At 65.3% G+C, this 21994-nt stretch carries 25 protein-coding genes; 18 read left to right on the top strand and 7 right to left on the bottom strand.

Annotated features, from left to right (window positions below):
- Positions 1 to 4: 4 nt before the first annotated feature.
- Positions 5 to 889: a diaminopimelate epimerase gene (dapF, locus tag JQ586_RS16890; RefSeq protein WP_212395726.1), complete on the bottom strand. Its 885-nt coding sequence runs from the start codon at positions 887 to 889 to the stop codon at positions 5 to 7.
- A 183-nt stretch (positions 890 to 1072) separates the two neighbouring features.
- On the opposite strand from dapF, the gene JQ586_RS16885 reads away from it, so the two are divergent.
- Together JQ586_RS16885 and JQ586_RS16880 are read left to right on the top strand one after the other, a co-directional pair.
- Complete coding sequence (locus JQ586_RS16885) at positions 1073 to 1783, top strand: GyrI-like domain-containing protein (protein WP_212395725.1); 711 nt, start codon at positions 1073 to 1075, stop codon at positions 1781 to 1783.
- A gap of 5 nt (positions 1784 to 1788) precedes the next feature.
- Complete coding sequence (locus tag JQ586_RS16880) at positions 1789 to 2553, top strand: SIMPL domain-containing protein (protein WP_212395724.1); 765 nt, start codon at positions 1789 to 1791, stop codon at positions 2551 to 2553.
- A 145-nt stretch (positions 2554 to 2698) separates the two neighbouring features.
- Here JQ586_RS16880 and JQ586_RS16875 read toward each other — a convergent pair whose 3' ends face one another.
- Positions 2699 to 3679, bottom strand: a complete 981-nt coding sequence (locus tag JQ586_RS16875; protein ID WP_249147682.1) for an MBL fold metallo-hydrolase — start codon at positions 3677 to 3679, stop codon at positions 2699 to 2701.
- Here JQ586_RS16875 and JQ586_RS40515 point away from each other — a divergent pair.
- From JQ586_RS40515 to rimM, 4 genes are all read left to right on the top strand, one after another.
- Entirely contained in the window at positions 3678 to 3842 is a 165-nt protein-coding gene (locus JQ586_RS40515) for a hypothetical protein (protein WP_249147681.1), read from the top strand. The two genes, JQ586_RS16875 and JQ586_RS40515, sit on opposite strands and share 2 nt — an antisense overlap.
- A gap of 288 nt (positions 3843 to 4130) precedes the next feature.
- Complete coding sequence (gene ffh, locus JQ586_RS16870) at positions 4131 to 5678, top strand: signal recognition particle protein (protein ID WP_212395722.1); 1548 nt, start codon at positions 4131 to 4133, stop codon at positions 5676 to 5678.
- Positions 5679 to 5763: 85 nt separating this feature from the next.
- A complete protein-coding gene (gene rpsP, locus JQ586_RS16865; protein ID WP_212395721.1) occupies positions 5764 to 6096 on the top strand; it encodes a 30S ribosomal protein S16 in 333 nt (110 codons plus the stop codon).
- 17 nt (positions 6097 to 6113) lie between these two features.
- The gene (gene rimM, locus JQ586_RS16860) at positions 6114 to 6635 is read left to right on the top strand and encodes a ribosome maturation factor RimM (protein ID WP_212395720.1); all 522 of its coding nucleotides are present in this window, start codon (positions 6114 to 6116) and stop codon (positions 6633 to 6635) included.
- Between the two features lie 7 nt (positions 6636 to 6642).
- On the opposite strand, the gene gcvA is transcribed toward rimM, so the two are convergent.
- The gene (gene gcvA, locus JQ586_RS16855) at positions 6643 to 7554 is read right to left on the bottom strand and encodes a transcriptional regulator GcvA (protein ID WP_212395719.1); all 912 of its coding nucleotides are present in this window, start codon (positions 7552 to 7554) and stop codon (positions 6643 to 6645) included.
- Positions 7555 to 7723: 169 nt separating this feature from the next.
- Between gcvA and JQ586_RS16850 the strand changes: the two genes are divergently transcribed.
- The 8 genes from JQ586_RS16850 (at position 7724) to JQ586_RS16815 (ending at position 15906) form a co-directional block, all read left to right on the top strand.
- Entirely contained in the window at positions 7724 to 8926 is a 1203-nt protein-coding gene (locus JQ586_RS16850; protein ID WP_212395718.1) for an MFS transporter, read from the top strand.
- 135 nt (positions 8927 to 9061) lie between these two features.
- Entirely contained in the window at positions 9062 to 10144 is a 1083-nt protein-coding gene (locus JQ586_RS16845; RefSeq protein ID WP_212395717.1) for a zinc-binding alcohol dehydrogenase family protein, read from the top strand.
- Between the two features lie 9 nt (positions 10145 to 10153).
- Complete coding sequence (gene trmD, locus JQ586_RS16840; protein ID WP_212395716.1) at positions 10154 to 10897, top strand: tRNA (guanosine(37)-N1)-methyltransferase TrmD; 744 nt, start codon at positions 10154 to 10156, stop codon at positions 10895 to 10897.
- Positions 10898 to 11006: 109 nt separating this feature from the next.
- Positions 11007 to 11387 (top strand): 50S ribosomal protein L19, encoded by a 381-nt coding sequence (rplS, locus tag JQ586_RS16835; RefSeq protein WP_212395715.1) that lies wholly within the window; start codon positions 11007 to 11009, stop codon positions 11385 to 11387.
- A gap of 367 nt (positions 11388 to 11754) precedes the next feature.
- Positions 11755 to 13161: a 3-isopropylmalate dehydratase large subunit gene (gene leuC / locus JQ586_RS16830; RefSeq protein ID WP_212395714.1), complete on the top strand. Its 1407-nt coding sequence runs from the start codon at positions 11755 to 11757 to the stop codon at positions 13159 to 13161.
- A gap of 201 nt (positions 13162 to 13362) precedes the next feature.
- Positions 13363 to 13572 carry a hypothetical protein gene (locus JQ586_RS16825; protein WP_212395713.1) on the top strand — a complete coding sequence of 70 codons (210 nt, stop codon included), beginning with the start codon at positions 13363 to 13365 and terminating at the stop codon, positions 13570 to 13572.
- Positions 13573 to 13702: 130 nt separating this feature from the next.
- On the top strand, positions 13703 to 13996 hold the full coding sequence (locus JQ586_RS16820; protein WP_212395788.1) for a DUF1330 domain-containing protein: 294 nt from the start codon (positions 13703 to 13705) through the stop codon (positions 13994 to 13996).
- Positions 13997 to 14208: 212 nt separating this feature from the next.
- Positions 14209 to 15906 carry a methyl-accepting chemotaxis protein gene (locus tag JQ586_RS16815; protein ID WP_212395712.1) on the top strand — a complete coding sequence of 566 codons (1698 nt, stop codon included), beginning with the start codon at positions 14209 to 14211 and terminating at the stop codon, positions 15904 to 15906.
- Positions 15907 to 15971: 65 nt separating this feature from the next.
- Here JQ586_RS16815 and JQ586_RS16810 read toward each other — a convergent pair whose 3' ends face one another.
- On the bottom strand, positions 15972 to 16301 hold the full coding sequence (locus tag JQ586_RS16810) for a hypothetical protein (protein WP_212395711.1): 330 nt from the start codon (positions 16299 to 16301) through the stop codon (positions 15972 to 15974).
- 102 nt (positions 16302 to 16403) lie between these two features.
- Between JQ586_RS16810 and JQ586_RS16805 the strand changes: the two genes are divergently transcribed.
- From JQ586_RS16805 to JQ586_RS16795, 3 genes are all read left to right on the top strand, one after another.
- The gene (locus tag JQ586_RS16805; protein WP_212395710.1) at positions 16404 to 16805 is read left to right on the top strand and encodes a metallopeptidase family protein; all 402 of its coding nucleotides are present in this window, start codon (positions 16404 to 16406) and stop codon (positions 16803 to 16805) included.
- 223 nt (positions 16806 to 17028) lie between these two features.
- On the top strand, positions 17029 to 17631 hold the full coding sequence (gene leuD, locus JQ586_RS16800) for a 3-isopropylmalate dehydratase small subunit (RefSeq protein ID WP_212395709.1): 603 nt from the start codon (positions 17029 to 17031) through the stop codon (positions 17629 to 17631).
- Between the two features lie 96 nt (positions 17632 to 17727).
- Complete coding sequence (locus tag JQ586_RS16795; RefSeq protein ID WP_212395708.1) at positions 17728 to 18516, top strand: hypothetical protein; 789 nt, start codon at positions 17728 to 17730, stop codon at positions 18514 to 18516.
- A gap of 39 nt (positions 18517 to 18555) precedes the next feature.
- Here JQ586_RS16795 and JQ586_RS16790 read toward each other — a convergent pair whose 3' ends face one another.
- Positions 18556 to 19428, bottom strand: coding sequence for a CoA ester lyase (locus JQ586_RS16790; RefSeq protein ID WP_212395707.1), 873 nt, complete (start codon positions 19426 to 19428; stop codon positions 18556 to 18558).
- A 140-nt stretch (positions 19429 to 19568) separates the two neighbouring features.
- On the opposite strand from JQ586_RS16790, the gene JQ586_RS16785 reads away from it, so the two are divergent.
- Complete coding sequence (locus JQ586_RS16785; protein ID WP_212395706.1) at positions 19569 to 20234, top strand: carbonic anhydrase; 666 nt, start codon at positions 19569 to 19571, stop codon at positions 20232 to 20234.
- A gap of 43 nt (positions 20235 to 20277) precedes the next feature.
- Here JQ586_RS16785 and JQ586_RS16780 read toward each other — a convergent pair whose 3' ends face one another.
- Positions 20278 to 20826: a TIGR00645 family protein gene (locus JQ586_RS16780; protein WP_212395705.1), complete on the bottom strand. Its 549-nt coding sequence runs from the start codon at positions 20824 to 20826 to the stop codon at positions 20278 to 20280.
- 22 nt (positions 20827 to 20848) lie between these two features.
- Positions 20849 to 21883 carry an aspartate-semialdehyde dehydrogenase gene (locus JQ586_RS16775; protein WP_212395704.1) on the bottom strand — a complete coding sequence of 345 codons (1035 nt, stop codon included), beginning with the start codon at positions 21881 to 21883 and terminating at the stop codon, positions 20849 to 20851.
- Positions 21884 to 21994: the final 111 nt, after the last annotated feature.

The raw sequence follows: 21994 nt of genomic DNA, 5'->3' as shown, positions 1-21994 counted from the left end.
GCGATCAGGCGACGCTGGCAAACAGGGCCGGATCGAACCGGCCCTCGTATTCGAACTCGGCGGTGCCGGTCATCAGCACGTGATCGTCGCGCTCGCGCCATTCGATGCCGAGCTTGCCGCCGGGCAGTGTCATCTCGACGATCCGGTTGGTGCGCTTCAGCCGCGCCGCGGCCACCGCGGTGGCGCAGGCTGCCGAGCCGCAAGCCCTGGTCAGGCCCGCGCCGCGCTCCCAGGTGCGCATCGTGATGTGGTCGCGGTCGACGATATGGGCGAGCGTGATGTTGGCCCGCTCCGGGAAGATCGGATGGTTCTCAAGTAACGGCCCGAAACGTTCGAGGTCGTAGGCGTTGACGTCATCGACCCAGAAGATCGCATGCGGGTTGCCCATCGAAACCACCGACGGCGAATGCAGCACGGGATTGTCGATCGGCCCGACCTGCAGCTCGATGTAGCGGGTGTCGCGAAACTCCTCGGCCAGCGGGATATCCTGCCAGCCGAACTTCGGCGCGCCCATGTCGACGGTGTAGAGATCGGGTGCCGGACCCTGCCAGCAATTGAGCAGGCCGGCGCGGGTCTCGAACGTCACTGCGCTCTGGCCGGTCCGCTCGAACACCCGCCGCACCACGCAGCGCATGCCATTACCGCAGGCACCGGCTTCCGAGCCGTCACTGTTGTAGATCTTGATGAACGCCTCGGTGCCCTGGAGCCGCGGCGGCTGCAACACCATCAGTTGGTCGTAGGGCACGCCGGCGGGCGAGGCCACCGCGCGCGCGTCCTCCGCCGTCACCTGCGCCGCCAGATTCCCCATGGAATCGCGCAGGTCGACGACGACGATCTCGTTGCCGATGCCGTTCATCTTCGCGAATGCGTGGTTGGCGAGAGCGCTCATCGATTTTCCCAATTTCTGCCCGCTTATATGGCGAGTGGTGGCTGATTGGCCAGTACGGATGGGCCCATGACGCATCTGTCATGGGACGAAAGCAGAACTCGCGTGTTAGGAATATCGCACCTTGCGGACCGTGCACCGGGACAGATCGCGCGGCCGCGCGAGGATGGGGATGGAGAATACCGAATGAACCGAATCAGCACGTTCCGCGCGGCCATGGTCGCGCTGCTCCCATTGGCTGCGATCATGCTTGCGAGCCCGGCGCCGGCCCAGTCGCCCGCAGCCTCGCCCACCCCGGCGCCGGCCGTGAGCCCGGCGCCCGCCCCCGCGCCGTCGGCGACCGCGACCCCGGTTCCGCCGCCGGCCGAGACCAAATCACCGGCCGACAGCCCGGCCGCGTCCCAGACACCTGCGCCGGCCGCGCCCGTGCAGACCGCCGATCCGTTCGGCGAGCCGTTCACGCTGGAGCCGAAGAAGGTCGTCATGCTGAAGGGCACGGCCAATTGGGATTCGGCCTTCGACGCCCTGATCGAGGCCCTCAAGCAACTCTCCGCGCTGCTCGACAAGCAGGGCGTCAAGGCGACCGGCAATCCAATGATCGTCTACACCTCGACCGACGACACCGGCTTCACCTTCATCGCCGAAATGCCGGTTGACCAGGACGTGAAGAACCTGGGCAAGGGCATGAGCATGGGCAATTCGCCCGACGGCAAGGCGCTGAAATTCGTCCATCGCGGCTCCTACGACAACATGGACAACACCTATGAGGCGATCACCAATCACCTCGACGACAAGAAGCTCGAAGCCAAGGACACCTTCATCGAGGAATATATCACCGATCCCCTGAAGACCGCCGAAGACAAGCTTGTGATCAACGTCTACGTACCCCTGAAGTGAGCCGGATGACTCATCGCCCTTCTCTCGGCCTTTCTCTCGGCCTTTCTCTTGGCCTTCCCCCTGGCCTTTCCTTCGCTGCCGCTCTCCTCGCAACCACCCTGCTCGCTGCGCCTGCGCTCGCCGATAACGACTTCCCGCCCGCGATTTCGGTCACCGGCACTGCGACGATCTCGGCGCCGCCCGACGAGGCGCAACTCGACGCCGGTGTCACCACCGACGCCAAGACCGCGCGCGAAGCCGCCGACGCCAACAATGCAACGATGGGCAAGGTGCTGGCCGCGCTGAAGGGCGCAGGAATCGCGGAGAAGGATTTTCAGACGTCACGATTGTCGCTTCAGCCGCAATACGCCAACCGCCCCGCATCGTCACCGACGACACCGCCCGGCATCGTCGGCTATCACGCCAGCAACCGCGTCACGATCAAGCTGCACGACGTCAGCAAGGTCGCCGCCACCATCGATGTGCTGGTCGGTGCCGGCGCCAATGACATCGGCGGGATCAGTTTCTCGGTGTCGCAGGCCTCGAAACTGCTGGACGACGCACGCGAGAAGGCGATCGCCGACGCCCGCCGCAAGGCCGAGATCTATGCCAGGGCCGCCGGCGTCACGATCGGTGCCCCCTTGAGCATTTCGGAGTTCGGCGCGGCTCCGGCGCCGATGTTCCACGCCAAGATGGCCACGGCCGGCTTCGCTGCGCCGACGCCTGTGGCACAGGGCGAGGAAACGCTCTCGGTCACCGTGAACGTGTCCTGGGCGATCAAGGAGAAGTAAAGATTGGCGTCCCGGCGAAAGCCGTGACGACAGCCTTGGCAAGCGTAGCCCGGTTGGAGCGGAGCGAAATCCGGGAAGGCCCTTCCACGGAATGGGTGGCCCCGGATTGCGCTGCGCTTCATCCGGCTACTCAACGCATCGACAGTTAAATCTCGAACACCTGCCCGGGCTTCAGCGTCACGAATTGCTCGCGCGGCAGCTTTGCGGCGTCGAGCGCTTCGCCAAGTGCAATCGCCGGCGCGTCGATCGCCTCGTCGGTCAGCTGGAACGTGCCGTGATGATGCGCCAGTGCCTGGGCGGCGCCGCAATCGGCGAGCGCCTTCACCGCGTCCTCCGGATTCATGTGCTGGTCGCGCATGAACCAGCGCGGCTCATAGGCGCCGATCGGCAGGATCGCGAGCCGCAGCGGACCATGTGCCTCGGCGACGCGGCGGAAATGCCGGCCGTCGCCATAGCCGGAATCGCAGACGATGTAGAGCTTGCCGGCCGGCGTCTCCAGCACGAAACTCGCCCACAGCGCCTTGTTTCGGTCGAACAGCCCGCGGGCCGACCAGTGCCGCGTCGGCACCAGAGTCGCGGCAATGCCGTTGCCGAGTTCGACGCGCTGATGCCAGTCGAACGCCTCGGCCTTGATCGCGGCATCCGCCTCGCGCATCGTGATGTCGTTGCCGAGCGGCGTGACCACGCGAGGGCCGAACGTCGCCGCGAGCTTCGACAGCGTCGCGACGTCGAGATGGTCGTAATGGCCGTGCGACACCAGCACGACGTCGATCCCTGGCAATTTCTCGAAAGCGATTCCGGGATCGTTGTGCCGCTTCGGCCCCGCGAAGCTGAATGGCGAGGCCCGCATCGACCAGACCGGATCGACGAGGATGTTGAGGCCTGCGGCCTGGATCAGCCAGCTGGCGTGACCGACGAAAGAGAGCCGCACCCTGGCGCCGTCGACACGCGGCGGCGGCGTATCGGCATGGGGGCTCGGCACCCATTCCGGCCAGACGAAACGCTGCCGGCCGCCGCCGAACTGCCAGCGCAGCACCTCGCCGAGCGACTTCGGCGGCGATCCGTCCGGGTCAAAGAAGTGCAGGCCGTCGAAATGGTCGGAGACGGGGCCGTCATAGGTTTTCATGGATGACATCCAGATCGACGGGACGCCGATCGCCGCGGCAATTCCGGTCAGGCTAGCGAGGAGTCGGCGGCGGGTGACGGGCAAGCAGGTTCCCAATGGCCGGGCGGAAGGCTTCGTCTATATGGGTGGTGCGGGCCAATTCGGAACAATTGCGGGAAAATAATGCAATTTCAGTAGCTTAATGTCTAACTCCGGTCGAAAGCGGTCAATCTTTCCTTGACTTCCGATCCCCGGCAGCGTTTAACGCCGCCACTTTCTCGGAAAGATCCGTCTTTTCGACCCGCCGACCGGCCCTTCGAGGCCGGAGGTCAACGCCCGACAGCGCGATGCGCCCTCGGGCGCGAAAGTGTTTGGACCATCGTCTTGGCACGGTGCCAAGGCAGACTATGTCGTCATCACCCGCGGGCGACGACGTGAACTTGGCGCCTGCTTCAGGCAAAGGACAACGGCATTGTTCGACAATCTGTCGGAACGGCTTGGTGGCATTCTCGATCGTCTGACGGGGCGCGGTGCGCTGACCGAAAAGGACGTCGATGCCGCGATGCGCGAGGTGCGCCGCGCGCTGCTCGAGGCCGACGTCGCGCTCGAGGTGGTCCGCAGCTTCACGGACCGGGTCCGCGAGCAGGCGATCGGCGCCACTGTCGTGAAATCGGTCACGCCGGGCCAGATGGTGGTGAAGATCGTCCATGACGAGCTCGTCGCCACGCTCGGCTCCGACGGCCAGACCATCGACATCAACACGGTGCCTCCGGTTCCGATCATGATGGTCGGCCTACAGGGCTCCGGCAAGACCACCACCACCGCGAAGCTGGCGCGGCGCCTGGTCCAGCGCGACAAGCGCAAGGTGCTGATGGCCTCGCTCGACGTCTACCGCCCGGCGGCGATGGAACAGCTCGCGGTGCTCGGCCGCGACCTCGACATCCCGACGCTGCCGATCGTCGCCGGCCAGATGCCGCCGCAGATCGCGAGGCGCGCACTGGAGGCCGGCAAGCTTGGCGGCTACGACGTCGTGCTGCTCGACACCGCCGGCCGCACCACGCTCGACGAAGAGATGATGAAGGAGGCGGCCGAGATCAAAGCCGCCGCCAATCCGCACGAAGTGCTGCTGGTCGCGGACAGCCTCACCGGTCAGGACGCGGTCAACCTCGCCCGCGCGTTCGACCAGCGCGTCGGCCTCACCGGCATCGTGCTGACGAGGGTGGACGGCGATGGCCGCGGCGGTGCCGCGCTGTCGATGCGCGCGGTCACCGGCAAGCCGATCAAGCTGATCGGCACCGGCGAAAAGACCGATGCGCTGGAGGATTTCCATCCGAGCCGCATCGCCGGCCGCATCCTCGGCATGGGCGACGTGGTCTCGCTGGTCGAGAAGGCCGCCGCGAATATCGACGCCGAAAAGGCCGCGCGCACCGCCGAGCGGATGCGCAAGGGCCAGTTCGACCTCAACGACATGCGCGAACAGCTGCAGCAGATGGCGAACATGGGCGGCATCGGCGGCCTGATGGGCATGATGCCCGGCATTTCCAAGATGAAGAACCAGATCGCCGCGGCCGGCATCGACGACAGGATCATCAAGCGCCAGGTCGCGATCATCGACTCGATGACGCGCCAGGAGCGCAAGAACCCGGACATCCTGAAGGCGAGCCGCAAGAAGCGCATCGCGGCCGGCGCCGGCCAGAACGTCGAGCAGATCAACAAGCTCCTGAAGATGCACCGGAACATGGCCGACATGATGAAGGCCATGGGCTCGGGCAAGCGCGGTCCGCTCGCCGGCATCGCACAGGCGATGGGCTTTGGCGGCGGCATGAAGCCGCCCTCTCCGGAGGAGATGAAGGCGCTGGCCGAGAAGATGCAGGGCGGCGCCGGCGGCGGCCTGCCCAACCTGCCGAAGGATCTTCCCGCCAGCCTGCGCGGAGGCCTGCCGAACGTACCGGGTCTGACCGGGCTTAGCGGCAAGCCGATGCTGCCTGGCCTCGGCGGCTTCCCGGGCAAGAAGAAATGAGGAATTCGTCGCGACGGATCACCAGCATCCGGCGCGGCGCGGAATACCAATCAACCGAACACACCGTCTTTCGAAGGAGAACTGAATGTCCGTTGTTATCCGCCTCGCGCGCGCAGGCACCAAGAAGCGTCCGGTCTATCACGTCGTCGTCGCCGACTCGCGCTTCCCGCGCGATGGCCGCTTCATCGAGCGTCTCGGCCACTTCAACCCGCTGCTGCCGAAGGACAGCGAGGCACGCCTGAAGCTCGACATGGACAAGGTGAAGGCCTGGCTCGCCAAGGGCGCACAGCCGTCGGACCGCGTGACCCGCTTCCTCGACGCCGCCGGCGTCGTGAAGCGCGAGAAGCGCAACAACCCCGAGAAGGCCGTGCCGCGCAAGGAGCGCAAGGCGCAGGCCGAAGCCGCCGCCAAGGCTTAAATCGAACGGCGACGGCGGTGACCGCACCGGTCTGTGTCGCCCGCATCGGCGCTGCGCACGGCGTGCGCGGCGCCGTCAGGCTTTGGACCTTCACCGAAGACCCGCTGGCCGTGAGGGATTACGGCCCGCTGATGACCAAGGACGGCACGCGCCGGTTCGAGGTCACGCATCTGCGCGAGGCCAAGGATCATCTGGTGGTGACGCTGAAAGGCGTCGCTACCCGCGATGACGCCGAACGGCTCAACGGCCTCGAGCTCTACGTTCCGCGCGAGCGGCTGCCCGAGACCGACGACGACGAATACTACCATGCCGACCTGATCGGGCTCGCTGCTGTGACCGCGGCGGAGCAGCCGCTCGGCAAGGTGATCGCGATCCACAATTTCGGCGCCGGCGACATCATCGAGATCGCCCCGCCGCAGGGCGCGACCATGCTGCTGCCTTTCACCAACGCCGTGGTGCCAACGGTCGACCTCGCCGGCGGCCGCGTCGTGATCGAGCTGCCGCAGGAGATCGACGGCGACGATCCGTCGGCGGCGTGATCGCTTTTCAGCCTGTCGTCCGGCCCTGCTGCTCGAGCCAGTCGCAGAACACCGCGCTGTGCGGATCGTTGCTGCGGCCGGCGGGAAAATACGCGAAATAGCTCCGCGCCGGCAGGCTGACTTGCGGAAACGGTGTCACCAGGCGCCCGGCCGCGAGGTCGTCCGCGATCAACGCCGTCGGCCCCATCGCGACGCCGAGACCATCGAGCGCGGCCTGGATCGTCAGGTAGAAATGATCGAAGGTCAGCGACGCCGCGGGCTCGAGCGCCGATTGACCGGCCTCGGCGAGCCAGTCGCGCCACAGCCGCGGCATCGACGTGACATGCAGCAACGTGTGACGCGACAAGTCGGCCACATCGGCCAGCGGCAATTGCCCGAGCAGCGACGGGCTGCACACCGGCAACCGCCGCTCGGACAGCAGGAAGCGCGATGAGAAGCCGTGGAAGGTATCCGGACCGCCACGGATCACGACGTCGAACGGATCAGGCAGAGCGTCGACCGGGTCGTTCGAGGTGCTCAGGCGCACCTCGATGTCGGGATGCTCGGCACGAAACCGGCCCATCCGCGGCAGCAGCCAGCGCAGGCTGAACGTCGCGAGCGCGTTGACGCGCAGCACGGCCACCGCCGCATCGCCGCGGCGCTCGCGATGCTGCTGCACGGCAGCCGAGATGCGATCGAGCGCCGGCGCCACCTCGGCCAGCAGCGCCGCGCCAGCCGGCGTGAGCACCACCCGTCGCACCGATCTGCGAAACAGAGCTGGCGCCCCCAGCCACTCCTCCAGCAGCCGGATCTGCTGACTGACCGCGCCATGGGTCACGCTGAGCTCGGCGGCGGCTTCCTTGAAGCTGCCGAGCCGCGCGGCGGCCTCGAAGGCGCGGACCGCGTTGAGCGGCGGAAGGCTGCGACGTGGGACGAACATGCCCCCTCATATCAGATTTTCTAACTCATGATCCGAATATTACTGATTTGTGACAACACCCTGCGAAGCGCATAGTGACCGCAAATAATTATCCTTGCTCTGTTTTCAGACACAGGCACCCGATGCGCCACAATCCGTCCTTTAGATTTCCTGGCAGTGGACGCCGGCAATGAACCAGACCGCAATCACCGAAACGTCCCGCACCGAGCGCGCCCCGGCTGCCCGCACGCTGGCGGTCGCCGGCCTGAACCACGCGCTCCACGATGGCTACACCGACCTGATCTACGTGCTGCTGCCGGTCTGGCAGGCCGAGTTCGCCTTGAGCTACGGGCTGCTCGCTTTGCTGCGCGGGCTCTATGCAGGCGCCATGGCCGGGCTGCAGATCCCGGTCGGCCGGATCGCCGAGCGGGTCGACGGCAAGCTCATCCTGATGCTCGGCACGGCACTGTCCGCGCTCGGCTATCTGCTCGCCGGACTGTCCGGCGGCATCCTGGGGCTGGCGTCGGCGCTGGCGCTGTCAGGCGCGGGCTCGAGCACCCAGCACCCGATCGCATCTGCCGCCGTCTCGCGCGCCTATGGCAAGGCAGCGCGCGGGCCGCTCGGCATCTATAATTTCAGCGGCGATCTCGGAAAGGCCGCGATTCCCGCGCTGACCTCGATCCTGCTCGTGATCATGTCGTGGCGGCACACGCTGCTGCTGCTGGCTTTCGCCGGCGTGCTCGTTGCCGGCTGCGTCGCGCTATGGATGCCGTCCCTCGGCAAGGGACGCGCGAGCAAGTCGACTGCCGCTTCGCCGCATGCGGGCGCCCGCGCAGGCGGCTTTCACTGGCTGCTTGCGATCGGAATTCTCGACACCGCGGTCAGGATGGGATTTCTCACCTTCCTGCCGTTCCTGCTGCGCGACAAGGGAGCGTCGCTGCCGACCAGCGGCTTCGCGCTGGCGCTGGTCTTCATTGGCGGTGCGGCCGGCAAGTTCACATGCGGCTGGCTCGGCGAGCGCGTCGGCACGCTGCGCACCGTGCTGCTCACCGAAGGCGGAACGGCGGCGCTGATCCTCGCCGTGCTTGTGCTCCCGCTGACGCCTGCAGTCGTGCTGTTGCCGCTGCTCGGCGTGATGCTCAACGGCACATCATCCGTACTCTACGGAACAGTGCCCGAGCTCACCCCACCGCATCAGACCGAACGCGCTTTCGCCCTGTTCTACACGGGAACCATCGGATCGGGCGCGATCGCGCCAGTGTTGTATGGCCTGCTTGGTGATGCCCTCGGTCCCTCGCTCGCAACCGCGGCAACCGCAGCAACCGCGCTCGCGATCTGTCCGCTGGCCATCGCGCTGGCGCGGCATCTCGCCGAAGACCCAACGACGGCGTGACGCATGACGGGCCTGGGCCCGCAGCCCGGATCGAGCGTGGCGAAATCCGAAACCGCTCCTCATTGCTTGCGTGATTCCCTGATTGCGCTTCGCTCCGCCCAGGCTACTTAAGCAATGGTGTCACGGAGCATCCCAATGACGAGCACTCACAAGGCCTGGCGACTGCATGCGCGCAACGATCTGCGCTTCGAGGATGTCGAGACACCGAAGCCCGCACCCGATGGCGTCGTGGTTCGGATCGAAGCCGGCATGGTGCTGTCCTACACCAACAAGCTGTTGTCGGGCGCACTGCCCTACAGCCTGCCGCCGATGCCGTTCGTGCCGGGTACCAATGCGATCGCGCGCGTCGTTGCGACCGGCGGGAACGTGACCCATGTGCAGAGCGGTGACCGCGTCTTCCTCAGCCCGCATCTGCGCGGCGACGTGCCGGATCGTGATCCGCCGCAGATCCTGATCGGCCTCACCGCGACCGTGACGACGCCGGAGGCGTTCGCCTTGCAGGCACGCTGGCGCGACGGCGTGTTCGCCGAAGCAGCGCATTGGCCGGCGGCCTGCGTCACGCCGCTCGCGAATCTCGACGACAGACCGGCAACCGAGTTGATTGGCCTCGCCAAGCTGATCGTGCCGTTCGGCGGCTTGCAGCGCACCGGGCTGCGTGGCGGCCAGACCATCATCGTCAACGGCGCGACCGGCTATTTCGGCTCGGGCGCGGTGATGCTCGCGGTCGCGATGGGCGCCGGCCGCGTCGTCGCCGTCGGTCGCAAGCAGGCGGCGCTCGACGAGTTGCGCGACGCCTTCGGCCCCCGCGTCATTCCGGCCGTCGTCACCGGTGATGCGGCCGCCGACCTTCCGATCATCCGCCGCGCCGCCGGCGGCACTGCGGATGTCGCGCTCGATCTGCTCGGCGCCGCGAAGAGCACGTCGACCACGCTGTCGAGCCTGCGTGCGCTGCGCCGCGGCGGCCGCATGGTGTTGATGGGCAGCGCCGAGGTGCCGCTCGAGCTCTCGTTCCGCGAGATGCTGGCCAATGACTGGGAGGTGGTCGGGCAGTTCATGTACGAGCGATCAGCACCGGGCCAGCTTGCCGGCCTCGCCGCCGAAGGCCTGCTGGACCTGCGCAAGATCAACGTCGCGACATTCGGTCTCGCAGACTTCCGCCGCGCGGTGGATGCCGCCGCGATGATGCAGAGCCTCGACCTCACGGCCGTGGTGCCTTAACCAGAGGCCATGACATCCGAGCCGACACCATCCGAGCCCGCAGCATGGCGCGCGACCGTGCTGACACTGTTCCCGGACATGTTTCCGGGGCCGCTCGGCGCCAGCCTCGCCGGCCGGGCGCTGACCGGTGGCCTCTGGGCACTGGAGACACGCGATATCAGGGCATCGGCGACCGACCGGCATCGCAGCGTCGATGACACGCCTGCCGGCGGCGGCCCGGGCATGGTGCTGCGGGCCGACATATTGGCCGCCGCGATCGATGCCGCCGCCATCGCGCCCGACCGCCCGCGCCTCTTGATGAGCCCGCGAGCTCGGCCATTGACCCAGGCAAGGGTGCTGGAACTCGCGGCCGGGCCGGGTCCGCTGATCGTTTGCGGCCGGTTCGAAGGTATCGACCAGCGGGTGATTGAGGCCCGCGCGCTCGAGGAGGTCTCGATCGGTGACTATGTGCTGTCCGGCGGCGAGATCGCCGCAATGGCGCTGATCGACGCCTGCGTGCGGCTTCTGCCGGGGGTGATGGGCAAACAGGCCTCCGGAACCGAGGAGAGCTTCTCCGCAGGACTACTGGAATACCCTCAATATACCCGCCCGCAGGAGTTCGAGGGCCGCCAGATCCCGGAAGTCCTCATTTCCGGCGACCACGCCAAGGTCGCGGCCTGGCGGCTGGCCCAATCGGAGGCGCTGACGGCGGCCCGCCGGCCTGATCTCTGGGCCGGAAAGGCCGACAGGACAAAAAAAGCGACAGACGGGTGACAAACCCCGAGCTTTGCCTTATACGAGCGCCAAATCCGCAACACGCGCAGGATAGATGGACGTTTGCGCAGCCCGCCGAAGGCTGGGCGCGCCGCCGATGGAGATTTCAATGAACCTCATTCAGCAGCTCGAAAAAGAGCAGTTCGACAAGCTCGCCGCCACCAAGGAAATTCCGGAATTCGCCCCCGGCGATACCGTGATCGTCAATGTGAAGGTGGTCGAAGGCGACCGCACCCGCGTGCAGGCCTATGAAGGCGTCTGCATCGGCCGTTCCGGCCATGGCCTCAACGAGAGCTTCACCGTGCGCAAGATTTCCTACGGCGAGGGCGTCGAGCGCGTCTTCCCGGTGATGTCGCCGATGATCGACTCGATCAAGGTGGTGCGTCGCGGCAAGGTTCGTCGCGCCAAGCTGTATTACCTGCGCAATCTGCGCGGCAAGTCGGCCCGCATCGTCGAGAAGCAGGACCGTCAGACCGCCGTCGGCGAGTAATCCACCCCGCAAGGGATGTGACCAGAAGCGCGGGGCCCGGCTCCGCGCTTTTTTGTTGCGGCATGCCTATATCGAGCACCGCCCTCACTCGTCATGCGCGGGCGTGACCCGCACATCGGTCGATTGTCGCGGGCACGAGCCCTGTGATAGAAATTTAGAATGGTTCCGGATCAAGCAAGCCAGCCCTGCCAGCGCGTCGTGATCGACGATCGCTCGCGGCTGCCCGGCCGGTTCTTCGGACGCTTTGCGACCTCAGCGACGTCAGAGCTTAGGCGCGCAGCATAACGCTGCCTGAACCCTCTCGCCTGCTCGCGCGCCATCGCGCTCAAAGCCATCGACCACTGAATTTCTCCTGGAGCTCAAGCTCATGTCCAAACCGACCACGCTGTACGACAAGATCTGGAACGACCATCTGGTCCACGAAGCCGAGGACGGCACCTGCCTGCTCTATATCGACCGCCATCTGGTACACGAGGTGACCTCGCCACAGGCATTCGAAGGCCTGCGCGCCTCGGGCCGCAGGGTGCACGCGCCGGAGAAGACGCTGGCCGTCGTCGACCACAACATCCCGACCACCGACCGGTCGAAGCCGAACCCCGACCCCGAAAGCATCGAGCAGATGCGGGTGATGGCGGAGAACGCCAAGGAATTCGGCATCGAGTACTACAACGAGTTCGACAAGCGTCAGGGCATTGTCCACGTCATCGGCCCGGAGCAGGGTTTTACGCTACCCGGCACCACGATCGTCTGCGGTGACAGCCACACCTCGACGCATGGCGCGTTCGGCGCGCTCGCCCATGGCATCGGCACGTCGGAGGTCGAGCATGTGCTGGCGACGCAGACGCTGATCCAGAAGAAGGCCAAGAACATGCGCGCGGTCGTCGACGGCAAATTGCCCGAGGGCGTCACCGGCAAGGACATCATCCTGGCCATCATCGGCGAGATCGGCACCGCGGGCGGCACCGGCTACGTGCTGGAATATGCCGGCGAGGCGATCCGTGCGCTGTCGATGGAAGGCCGCATGACGGTCTGCAACATGTCGATCGAGGGCGGCGCCCGCGCCGGCCTGGTTGCGCCCGACCAGAAGGCGTTCGACTTCCTGCGCGGCCGGCCGAAGGCGCCGCAGGGCGCCGCATGGGATGCCGCGATGCGCTACTGGGAAACGCTGCGCTCCGACGACGGCGCGCATTTCGACCATGAGATCCGGCTGGACGCGGCCAAGCTGCCGCCGATCGTCACCTGGGGAACAAGCCCTGAGGACGTGATCTCCGTGAACGGCTATGTACCGGATCCCGACAAGATCGAGGACGAGGCCAAGCGCCTCTCCAAGCATCGCGCACTGAAATATATGGGCCTCGCCGCGGGCACGAAGATCACCGACATCAAGCTCGACCGCGTCTTCATCGGCTCCTGCACCAACGGCCGCATCGAGGATCTGCGCGCCGCCGCCAAGATCGCCGAGGGCAGGACGGTCAACGCCAATGTCAACGCGATGATCGTGCCAGGCTCGGGCATCGTGAAGGAGCAGGCGGAAGCCGAGGGCCTCGACAAGATCTTCATCAAGGCCGGCTTCGAATGGCGTGAGCCGGGCTGCTCGATGTGCCTTGCGATGAACCCGGACAAGCTGAAGCCGGAAGAGCGTTGCGCCTCGACCTCGAACCGCAACTTCGAGGGCCGCCAGGGCTTCAAGGGCCGCACCCATCTGGTTTCGCCTGCGATGGCCGCAGCGGCCGCGATCGCCGGACACTTCGTGGACGTCCGCGACTGGCGATGAGCGCGAGAGCCTCGGTTCTGATTGCATCAGAGCCGAGACTCCCGATTCTTGTTCGACGCGTTTGCTCCGTGCGAACCGGGTCCGGTTCGCGCGAAAACGCCACGGCCTTGCTTCAAGCTGGAGCCGTTGCGGAAACGGCCCGTTAACGCACGACACGCAAAGTGGCTCCTTGCGGAATCAAGCCTTCGCGAGGAGCCGGACGTGGCCGATAAACCCGAATTCGTCGATATGATCCGCGATGCGACGCGACAGAAGCGCCGAAGGGCCGTGCCGCGCGTCATCGATCCGCTTCCCGAGGTGAAGGAAACCTCGCGCCTCAGCCACTGGCCGCCGGACCGCTGGACACAGTGGCGCATGGAAAATCTGACGCCGTGGAAGATCAAGCCCTGGAAGCTCAAGGACTGGGACTAGGATTGGCGTCGCATCAATTGGAAAAACCGGGCGCCCTTCGGGCGCCCGTTTCCTTTCCGGGTTCCCCAACTGTATTGATGCTTGCCGCATGAGCGCCCGGCTCCAATCAATCGTCCGGAAGGAAGTCGCCGTGACCGTCTATGTGATCGTGCAGCTCAGGATGACTGACCGCGCAGCCTATGACCGCTACCAGGCGCGCTTCTTCGATGTGTTCAGAAAGTTCAACGGACGGCTGCTGTCGGCCGACGAGCAGCCCGAAGTGCTCGAAGGCAGCTGGGATCGGGACAAGCTCGTGCTGATGTCCTTCCCGGATGCCGCGTCATTCCGCGCCTGGTCGGAGTCGCCCGAATACATCGAGATATCCAGAGATCGCAAGGCCGGCGCACAGGCGATCGTGCTGCTCGCCAATGGCTTCACACCCTGACGCTTCGCGCCCGGATGCCGTCAGCCGGACTCGCGTGAACCCTTTGCTAAGGGTTGGTCCGTAAAATTAACGGACAATCAACCAGAAAATTCAGGACTTCTTTCGTTTCCATGGCGCGGCCAGCAGGCCGGGCCGTGGCGTCGCGTCCTCACATGTGGCTCGTTTCGGCCGGGTGGGCCGACGAAACCAGCAGCAGCATCGCCGGACCAGAAATGACCCTCAAGTTTCAGAATCTGCCCATCATCGCCAAGATCGCGGTGCCCGCCGCCATTATCGCGCTGGTCGCCATCGGCATCGTCGTCCAGGCCTCGCTGGCACTGAGCCATCTGTCGGCGACTGCATCCGATCTCGTGGACGGCAATGCCCGCCGAGTGCAGTACAGCCTGGAAGCGGAGAGCAATTTCAACAGCGCTGCCGTCAGCGAGAAGAACGTCATCCTCAGCGCTTCCGACGCCAAGGCCGTCGCCTCCAACGTCGAGAGCTACGACAAGGCGACGGACGCCACGCTTGCGGCGATCGACCGCCTGGCGGCCGTCACATCGGATGCCGGCCAGCATCAGCTGATCGACACGCTGCGCAGCGCCGTCAGGGACCGCCGCGAGGCCAGCGCAAAGGTGTTCGAACTGGTGAGCGCGGGCAAGCTCGAGGACGCCTTTGCCTATTCGCGCAATGTCGCGGCCAGGCATCGCCAGATCGCGATGGAGGCGGTCGCCAGCCTGATATCAGCCAATGTGAAGGGCATGCAGGCCGCCCGTGACCAGGGCGTCGCCACCGCCGACCAGACCCGCCTGGTGCTGCTGTTCGGCGCCGCTGCCGGGCTGCTGTGCGCCTTCAACATCCTCGCCTGGATTGCGTTCAGCCAGATCGCGCGCCCGCTGTCGCGCATGACCGAGGAGATGACGAAGCTGGCCGCGGGCGATCTCGATATCGCCGTCGTCGGCGATGACAGGAGCGACGAGGTCGGGGGCCTGGCCAAATCGCTGCGCGTGTTCAAGGAGAATGCGATCACGGCACGCCGCCTCGAAGCCGAGCAGCGGGAGGAGCAGTTGCGCAAGGAGGCCCGGCAGCGGGCCGTCGATGGGCATATCGTGACCTTCGACAATCAGATCTCGGACGCGCTGAATGCCCTGACCGCCGCGTCGACCGAGATGCATGCGACCGCCGGAAGCATGTCGGCGACGGCGGAAGAAACCAGCCGGCAGGCGACCTTCGTCGCCACCGCATCCAACGAGGCTTCGGTGAATGTGCAGACGGTCGCGGTCGCAACCGAGGAGTTGCACGCCTCGATCAGCGAGATCACCCGCCAGGTGACGCAGGCGGCCGAGACCGCGAGAGCGGCGGTGGACGAGACCAATCGCACCAATGCGACCGTCGAGAGCCTTGCCGCTGCCGCACAGCGGATCGGCGAAGTGGTTTCGCTGATCCAGAGCATCGCCTCGCAGACCAATCTCCTGGCGCTGAACGCAACGATCGAGGCCGCCCGCGCCGGCGAATCCGGCAGGGGCTTTGCCGTCGTCGCCAATGAGGTCAAGGCGCTCGCCACCCAGACCGCCAAGGCGACGGAGGACATCTCCTCGCAAATCGCCAACATCCAGCAGGAGACCAGCGATGCGGTCAGCGCGATCAGGACGATCGGCGGCACCATCGGGCGCGTGAGCGAGATTGCCGCGGCGATCTCGGCTGCCGTCGAGGAGCAGAGCGCGGCGACCCGCGACATCTCGAAGAACATCCAGGAAGTGTCGCGTGGTACCAGCGAGGTGTCGGCGAATGTCGGCAGCGTCAACGAGGCTGCCGGCGAAACCGGAACGGCGGCCACGCAGGTTCTGACCGCCGCCGACGATCTCAGCCACCAATCGGCGAAGCTGCGCAGCAACGTCAGCGCGTTCCTGGAAAAGATCCGCGCTGCCTAATGGATCGGCCGGCGGGATTTGCCTGATCTTTCGGAAAACCGCTACACGCTTTTCCGGATCATGCTCTAGCCCGGCCGCCAGTGGCAGTTCATGCGCGGCGTGATCACGGTGCCGCTCGGCCGGTATTCCTGCACATAGGTCGCAGTGCATTCGCGCACTGCGTTCGGGCCGGGATTGTAGCGCGGGATGACGTCCGGCTCCCAATGTTCCGGTGTCGAGCGGTAGATGGGCACGCGACGCAGCCGCCGGCGCGGCACCACCATGTCGCTCTCGGTCGATTGCGCTGCATGGCCCAAACGCGCCTCTGCCGAGGCAGATTGCGCCTGCGCGTCCGCCGCCGGAAGCAGAATCCCGGCTGATGCCGCCAGCAGCGCTACCGCCATGATCCGCTTCATCACGCCCTTCCAAAGCCCGTTGCCGGGCCGCACGGTCTCCCATTGCGCCGCCAAGGTCAACTGCGCTGGCGAAGCCTGCCGCACTCGCGCTAAAGGAGTGTCATGTGGACCACAGCCAAAGCCCCTTCGCTCGCCGAAATGGAGGCGATGGCGCACGAGGTTTTCGAGCGCCTGCCGGAAACGTTCCGGGCCCTTTGCGAGGGCTTGATCATCCGCGTCGATGATTTCCCGACCGACGAGGTGCTCGACGACATGCAGGCCGAGAGCGAGTTCGACCTGCTCGGCCTGTTCCACGGCATCGGCCTGCCGCACCAGAGCCAGGGCGACGTGGCCCGACTGCCCAACCTGATCTGGCTCTACCGCAGGCCGATCCTGGACTACTGGGCGGAGCACGACGAAACCCTCGGCCATATCGTCCGCCATGTCCTGATTCACGAAATCGGGCACCATTTCGGCTTGTCGGACGCCGACATGGAGGCGATTGAGGCCTCGGCGGGCAACTAGAGCAGATCCGGAAAAGTGTGTAGCGGTTTTCCGAAAAGATGGTGCTCAAGCAAAGAGCTAAAGCGCGATGACGATTCAGCCTTATCTCATCGCGCTTTAGAGCCGTTCCCGTTCGATCCAATCGGAACGGGGGCTCCAGCTCTGCAGAAATGGCCCTTTTACGGCTGTCACATTCAGGATACACATCCGGCCCTATCCCTCATTTGACCGGGACGTGCATCCGATGGACAAGTTCACCACGCTGGAAGGCGTTGCGGCGCCGCTGAAGATCATCAATGTCGACACCGACATGATCATTCCGAAGCAGTACCTCAAGACCATCAAGCGCACCGGCCTTGGCAAGGGGCTGTTCTCGGAGCAGCGCTACAAGGATGACGGCAGCGAGAATCCGGATTTCGTGCTCAATCAGCCTGCCTATCGGAATTCGAAGGTGCTGGTCGCCGGCGACAATTTCGGCTGCGGCTCGAGCCGCGAGCACGCCCCCTGGGCGCTGCTCGACTTCGGTATCCGCTGCGTGATCTCGACCTCGTTCGGCGACATCTTCTACAACAACTGCTTCAAGAACGGCATCCTGCCGATCCGCGTGTCGCAGGAGGACCTCGACAAGCTGTTCGACGACGCCGAGCGCGGCGCCAACGCGACACTGACCATCGACCTCCCCAACCAGGAGATCCGTGGTCCCGACGGCGGCAAGGTGAAGTTCGAGATCGACCCGTTCCGCAAGCACTGCCTGATCAACGGTCTCGACGATATCGGCCTGACGATGGAGAAGAAGAGCTCCATCGACGCCTATGAGAGCAAGCTCAAGGAGCGCGCCTGGGCCTGATGCCACCCTTTGGTCAAAGCCCCGGTGCCGCTGGCGGCGCCGGGGCTTTTGCTTGCCCTTCTGCCATCGCCGCAAAACCACTCATGGCTGGCGCGCATGCTACCTGACGTCGTCACCTTCTGGCACGGCCCGATGGATGCGTTGCGCCAGACCTGCCTGCGCTCGCAGCTGGCGGCCGGGCACAAGGTGACGGTCTACAGCTTCGATCCGATACCCGGCCTGCCCGATGGCATCGGCAACGCCGAGGCCGAGGCCGTGCTGCCGCATGCATTCTCCGAAAAACTGCGCCCGCCGCAGCCGGACGGTTCATGGCGCGACTGGACCATCCTGCAATTCAGCGACTTCTTCCGCATGAAGCTGATGGCGCAACGCGCCGGTCTCTGGCTCGATGCCGATGTACTGCTCCTGAAGCCGGTCGAGATCGATCCCGCCAAACCCTATTTCGCCTGGGAGCGGCCGCGGCAGCTTGGCAATTCCGTGCTGTATCTGCCGTCGGAGGATCCGATCGTCCGCGCGTTCGAAGCGTTGATGGCGCAGGCCGAGCTCACGCCGGACTGGCTCGCGCTGCGCCACCGCCTGACCTTCGCGCTGCGCCGGCTGCGCGGCAAATCGAACCGCCTGTCCGACATCCGCGTCGCGATCTACGGCCCCGCCGCGATCACCGCCCTCGCCCGCCGCGAAGGCGAATTGCGGCACGCACTGCCGAAGCAGTCGTTCTACGCGGTGCACGCCGAGCCCGGACTGTTCTTCGAGCCGTCGGATTTTTCCAGATACCTCGATGATCCCGAGATCATCGGCCTGCACATCTCGCCGAAGGGACGTGGCAAGGAGGCACCGATTCCGGGCAGCCTGTATGCCTGGGCGGCGGAGAGGTTCAAGGCCTAAACCCGTCCCACCCTCTCCTGTTGCGGGAAAAGGAAGCGTCTACTTCCCCATCGCGGCGATCGCATCTGCGATCGCGATCGTGCGCCGGGCCATCTCCGCATGCAGACGCTCCACCATGCGGCCGTCGAGCTGGATCGCGCCGCGCGATGCATTCTCCGGCTTCTCGAATGCCGCGATGATCTTGCGCGCCTCGGCCACCTCCGCCTCCGGCGGCGTGAAGATGGCGTTGCAGGCGTCGATATGGCTCGGATGGATCAGCGTCTTGCCGTCGAAGCCAAGATCGCGTCCCTGCGCGCATTCCTCGGCAAAGCCATCGATGTTGCCGATGTCGCCATAGGGCCCGTCGAGGATCTCGAGGCCGTGCGCGCGGGTCGCCAGGATGCAATGCGTGATCATCGGGATCATTGCCGCGCGGCCCGGCTTCATCCGGATCCGGGTTTCGCGCGCGATGTCGTTCGGACCGAACACGAAGCCGGCGAGCCGGGTCTTGGGATCCTGCGATGCCGCGGCGAGCCTGTCGGCGTCGAGCACCGCGCGAGCGGTCTCGATCATGGCCCAGACCCGGATCGAGGCATCGGCGGTGCCGAGACGACCCGCAACGGCATCGAGGTCGCCGACGGTCGAGATCTTGGGAACCAGGATGCCGTCCGGCTGCGCCTTGCCGGCCATGGCAATGTCGTCGACCCACCACGGACTGTCGAGCGCATTGATGCGGATCAACACCTCGCGCTTGCCAAACCCCCTGGCGGCGACCGCCTGGGCGATCTGGTCGCGCGCCGCCGCCTTGGCGTCGGGAGCAACGGAATCCTCGAGGTCGAGAATGATACCGTCGGCCGGCAGCGTCCGGGCCTTCTCCAGCGCCCGCGCATTCGATCCCGGCATGAACAACAGGCTGCGGCGCGGACGGGTCATCGGCAGGTCTCCTCAGGAACGGGTTCGGCCGGCGTCTATTGTCTAGGCAGCGCGCAGTCGGACTCCAGTGCTGCCGTATCACTTCAGGCCACGCACCGGAAGACTTGTTCCCGTCATCAGCATGTGGTTAGCCAGAGGTCATGAAATTCTTTCCGAAGCGGCTGATCGAGGGCTACGAGACGTTTGCAACCCAGCGGCTGCCGACGGAGCAGTCGCGCTACCGGGAGCTTTCGGAACGCGGCCAGTCTCCCGAAACCATGGTGATCGGCTGCTGCGATTCCCGCGTCTCGCCGGAAGTGATCTTCGACGCCGGTCCCGGTGAGTTGTTCGTGGTCCGGAACATCGCCAACCTGGTTCCGGTCTATCAGCCCGACAGCAACGCCCACGGCGTGTCGGCCGCGCTGGAATATGCCGTGACCGTGCTCAAGGTGAAGCACATCGTGGTGCTGGGCCATGCGCAATGCGGCGGCATCCGCGCCTTCGTCGACAAGATCCAGCCGCTGACGCCGGGTGATTTCATCGGCAAGTGGATGCAGATGTTCATCAAGCCGGGCGAGGTGGTCGAACAGCGCCCGCATGAGAGCATGCAGGACTTCGTCGTCCGCATCGAAAAGGCCGCCGTGTTCCGCTCGATCGAGAACCTGATGACCTTCCCGTTCGTGCGTGAGCGGGTCGAGCGCGGCGAGATGCAACTGCACGGCGCCTATTTCGGCGTCGCCGGGGGCTCGCTGTTCGTGCTCGATCGCGTCGCGAAGGAATTCCTCAACGTGCAGGCGAGCGAACAGCGATTGGCGAGCAGCGAATAGGGACGGCACTATTCGCCATTTCGCTGCTCGCTGTTCGCGGGCTTCATTCGTGATCGCCGCTGCTCCAGCGATCGGAGATCGCGAGCAACAGCGCCGAGATCACGAACACGAGGTGCACGGCGACGAGCCACGTCATCTTCGTCGCGTCGAAGACAGTCTCGATGTTCAGGAACGCTTCCAGCACGTGGATCGCGGAGATCGCGACGATCGACGCCAGAAGCTTCTGCTTCAGCCCGGCAAAATCGATCTTGGTGATCCAGATCGGCCAGTTCGGGTTGCCCGACGTATCGATGCGCGAGACGAAATTCTCGTAGCCCGAGAACACCACGATCAGGACGAGATTCGCGACCAGGGTGACGTCGATCAGCGACAGCACGTCGAGGATCACTTCCGACGATTTGTAGCTGGGCGCATGCACGACGAACTCCAGGAGCATGCGCACGAATTTTATCAGCAGCACGGCCAGCGCCAAGACCAGGCCGACATAGAACGGCGCCATCAGCCAGCGGCTGTTGAACAGTACATATTCGAAGCCGCGCATGATGCGCGGCGTCGCCGGATTTGGCGGGGCGGAAGCCGGTTGTTCGGACATGGTTCCGGCTCCCTGCTGCGCCCTATGCCGCTTTTTTCTTCGCCGTGATCAGCTTGCGGTTGATCAGGACTTCCGCGATCTGCACGGCGTTGAGCGCCGCGCCCTTGCGCAGGTTGTCCGAAACGCACCAGAACGACAGGCCGTTCTCGACGGTGGCGTCCTCGCGGATGCGGCTGATATAGGTCGCGTCCTCGCCGGCCGCTTCATAGGGCGTGACGTAGCCGCCCGGCTCGCGCTTGTCGATGACGAGGCAGCCCGGCGCATTGCGCAGGATGTTGCGCGCCTCGTCCGGCGAGATCGGATTGGCGAACTCGACGTTGACGGCTTCGGAGTGGCTGACGAACACCGGCACGCGCACGCAGGTCGCGGTGAGCTTGATCTTGGGATCAAGGATCTTCTTGGTCTCCGCCATCATCTTCCACTCTTCCTTGGTGTAGCCGTCCTCCATGAAGACGTCGATGTGGGGGATGACGTTGAAGGCGATGCGCTTCGGGAACTTGTTGTTGACCAGCTCGTCATTGGTGTAGACGGCCTTGGTCTGCGAGAACAGTTCGTCCATCGCATCCTTGCCGGCGCCCGACACCGATTGATAGGTCGAGACCACGACGCGCGTGATGGTCGCCTTGTCGTGCAACGGCTTCAGCGCGACGACGAGCTGGGCGGTCGAGCAGTTCGGATTGGCGATGATGTTCTTCTTGGTGAAGCCGGCGGCCGCATCCGCATTCACCTCCGGCACGATCAGCGGAACGTCCGGGTCCATGCGCCAGGCCGACGAATTGTCGATCACGACCGCACCGGCGGCGCCGATCTTCGGCGACCATTCCTTGGAGACCGAGCCGCCGGCCGACATCAGGCAGATGTCGACGTCGGAAAAATCATAATGCTCGAGCGCCTTCACCTTCAGGGTGCGGTCGCCGTAGGAGACCTCGACGCCGACGCTGCGGCGCGACGCCAGCACGACAACCTCGTCGGCCGGGAATTTGCGTTCGTCGAGAATGTTGAGCATTTCGCGCCCGACATTGCCGGTCGCTCCGACCACCGCGACTTTGTAACCCATCGTTCACTCTCCGACGAAAAAGCCCGTTCCCACGACCAACGGCAAGGGAAGAGGCAGCGCTTCTATGCGAGAAAGCCCATCAAGACAACGTTAGCGTTACCGTTCGAGCGT

The sequence above is a fragment of the Bradyrhizobium jicamae genome (assembly GCF_018130215.1).
In the GTDB taxonomy this organism is placed as follows: Bacteria; Pseudomonadota; Alphaproteobacteria; order Rhizobiales; family Xanthobacteraceae; genus Bradyrhizobium; species Bradyrhizobium jicamae_A.
This window is presented reverse-complemented; position numbering and strand designations above follow the sequence as displayed.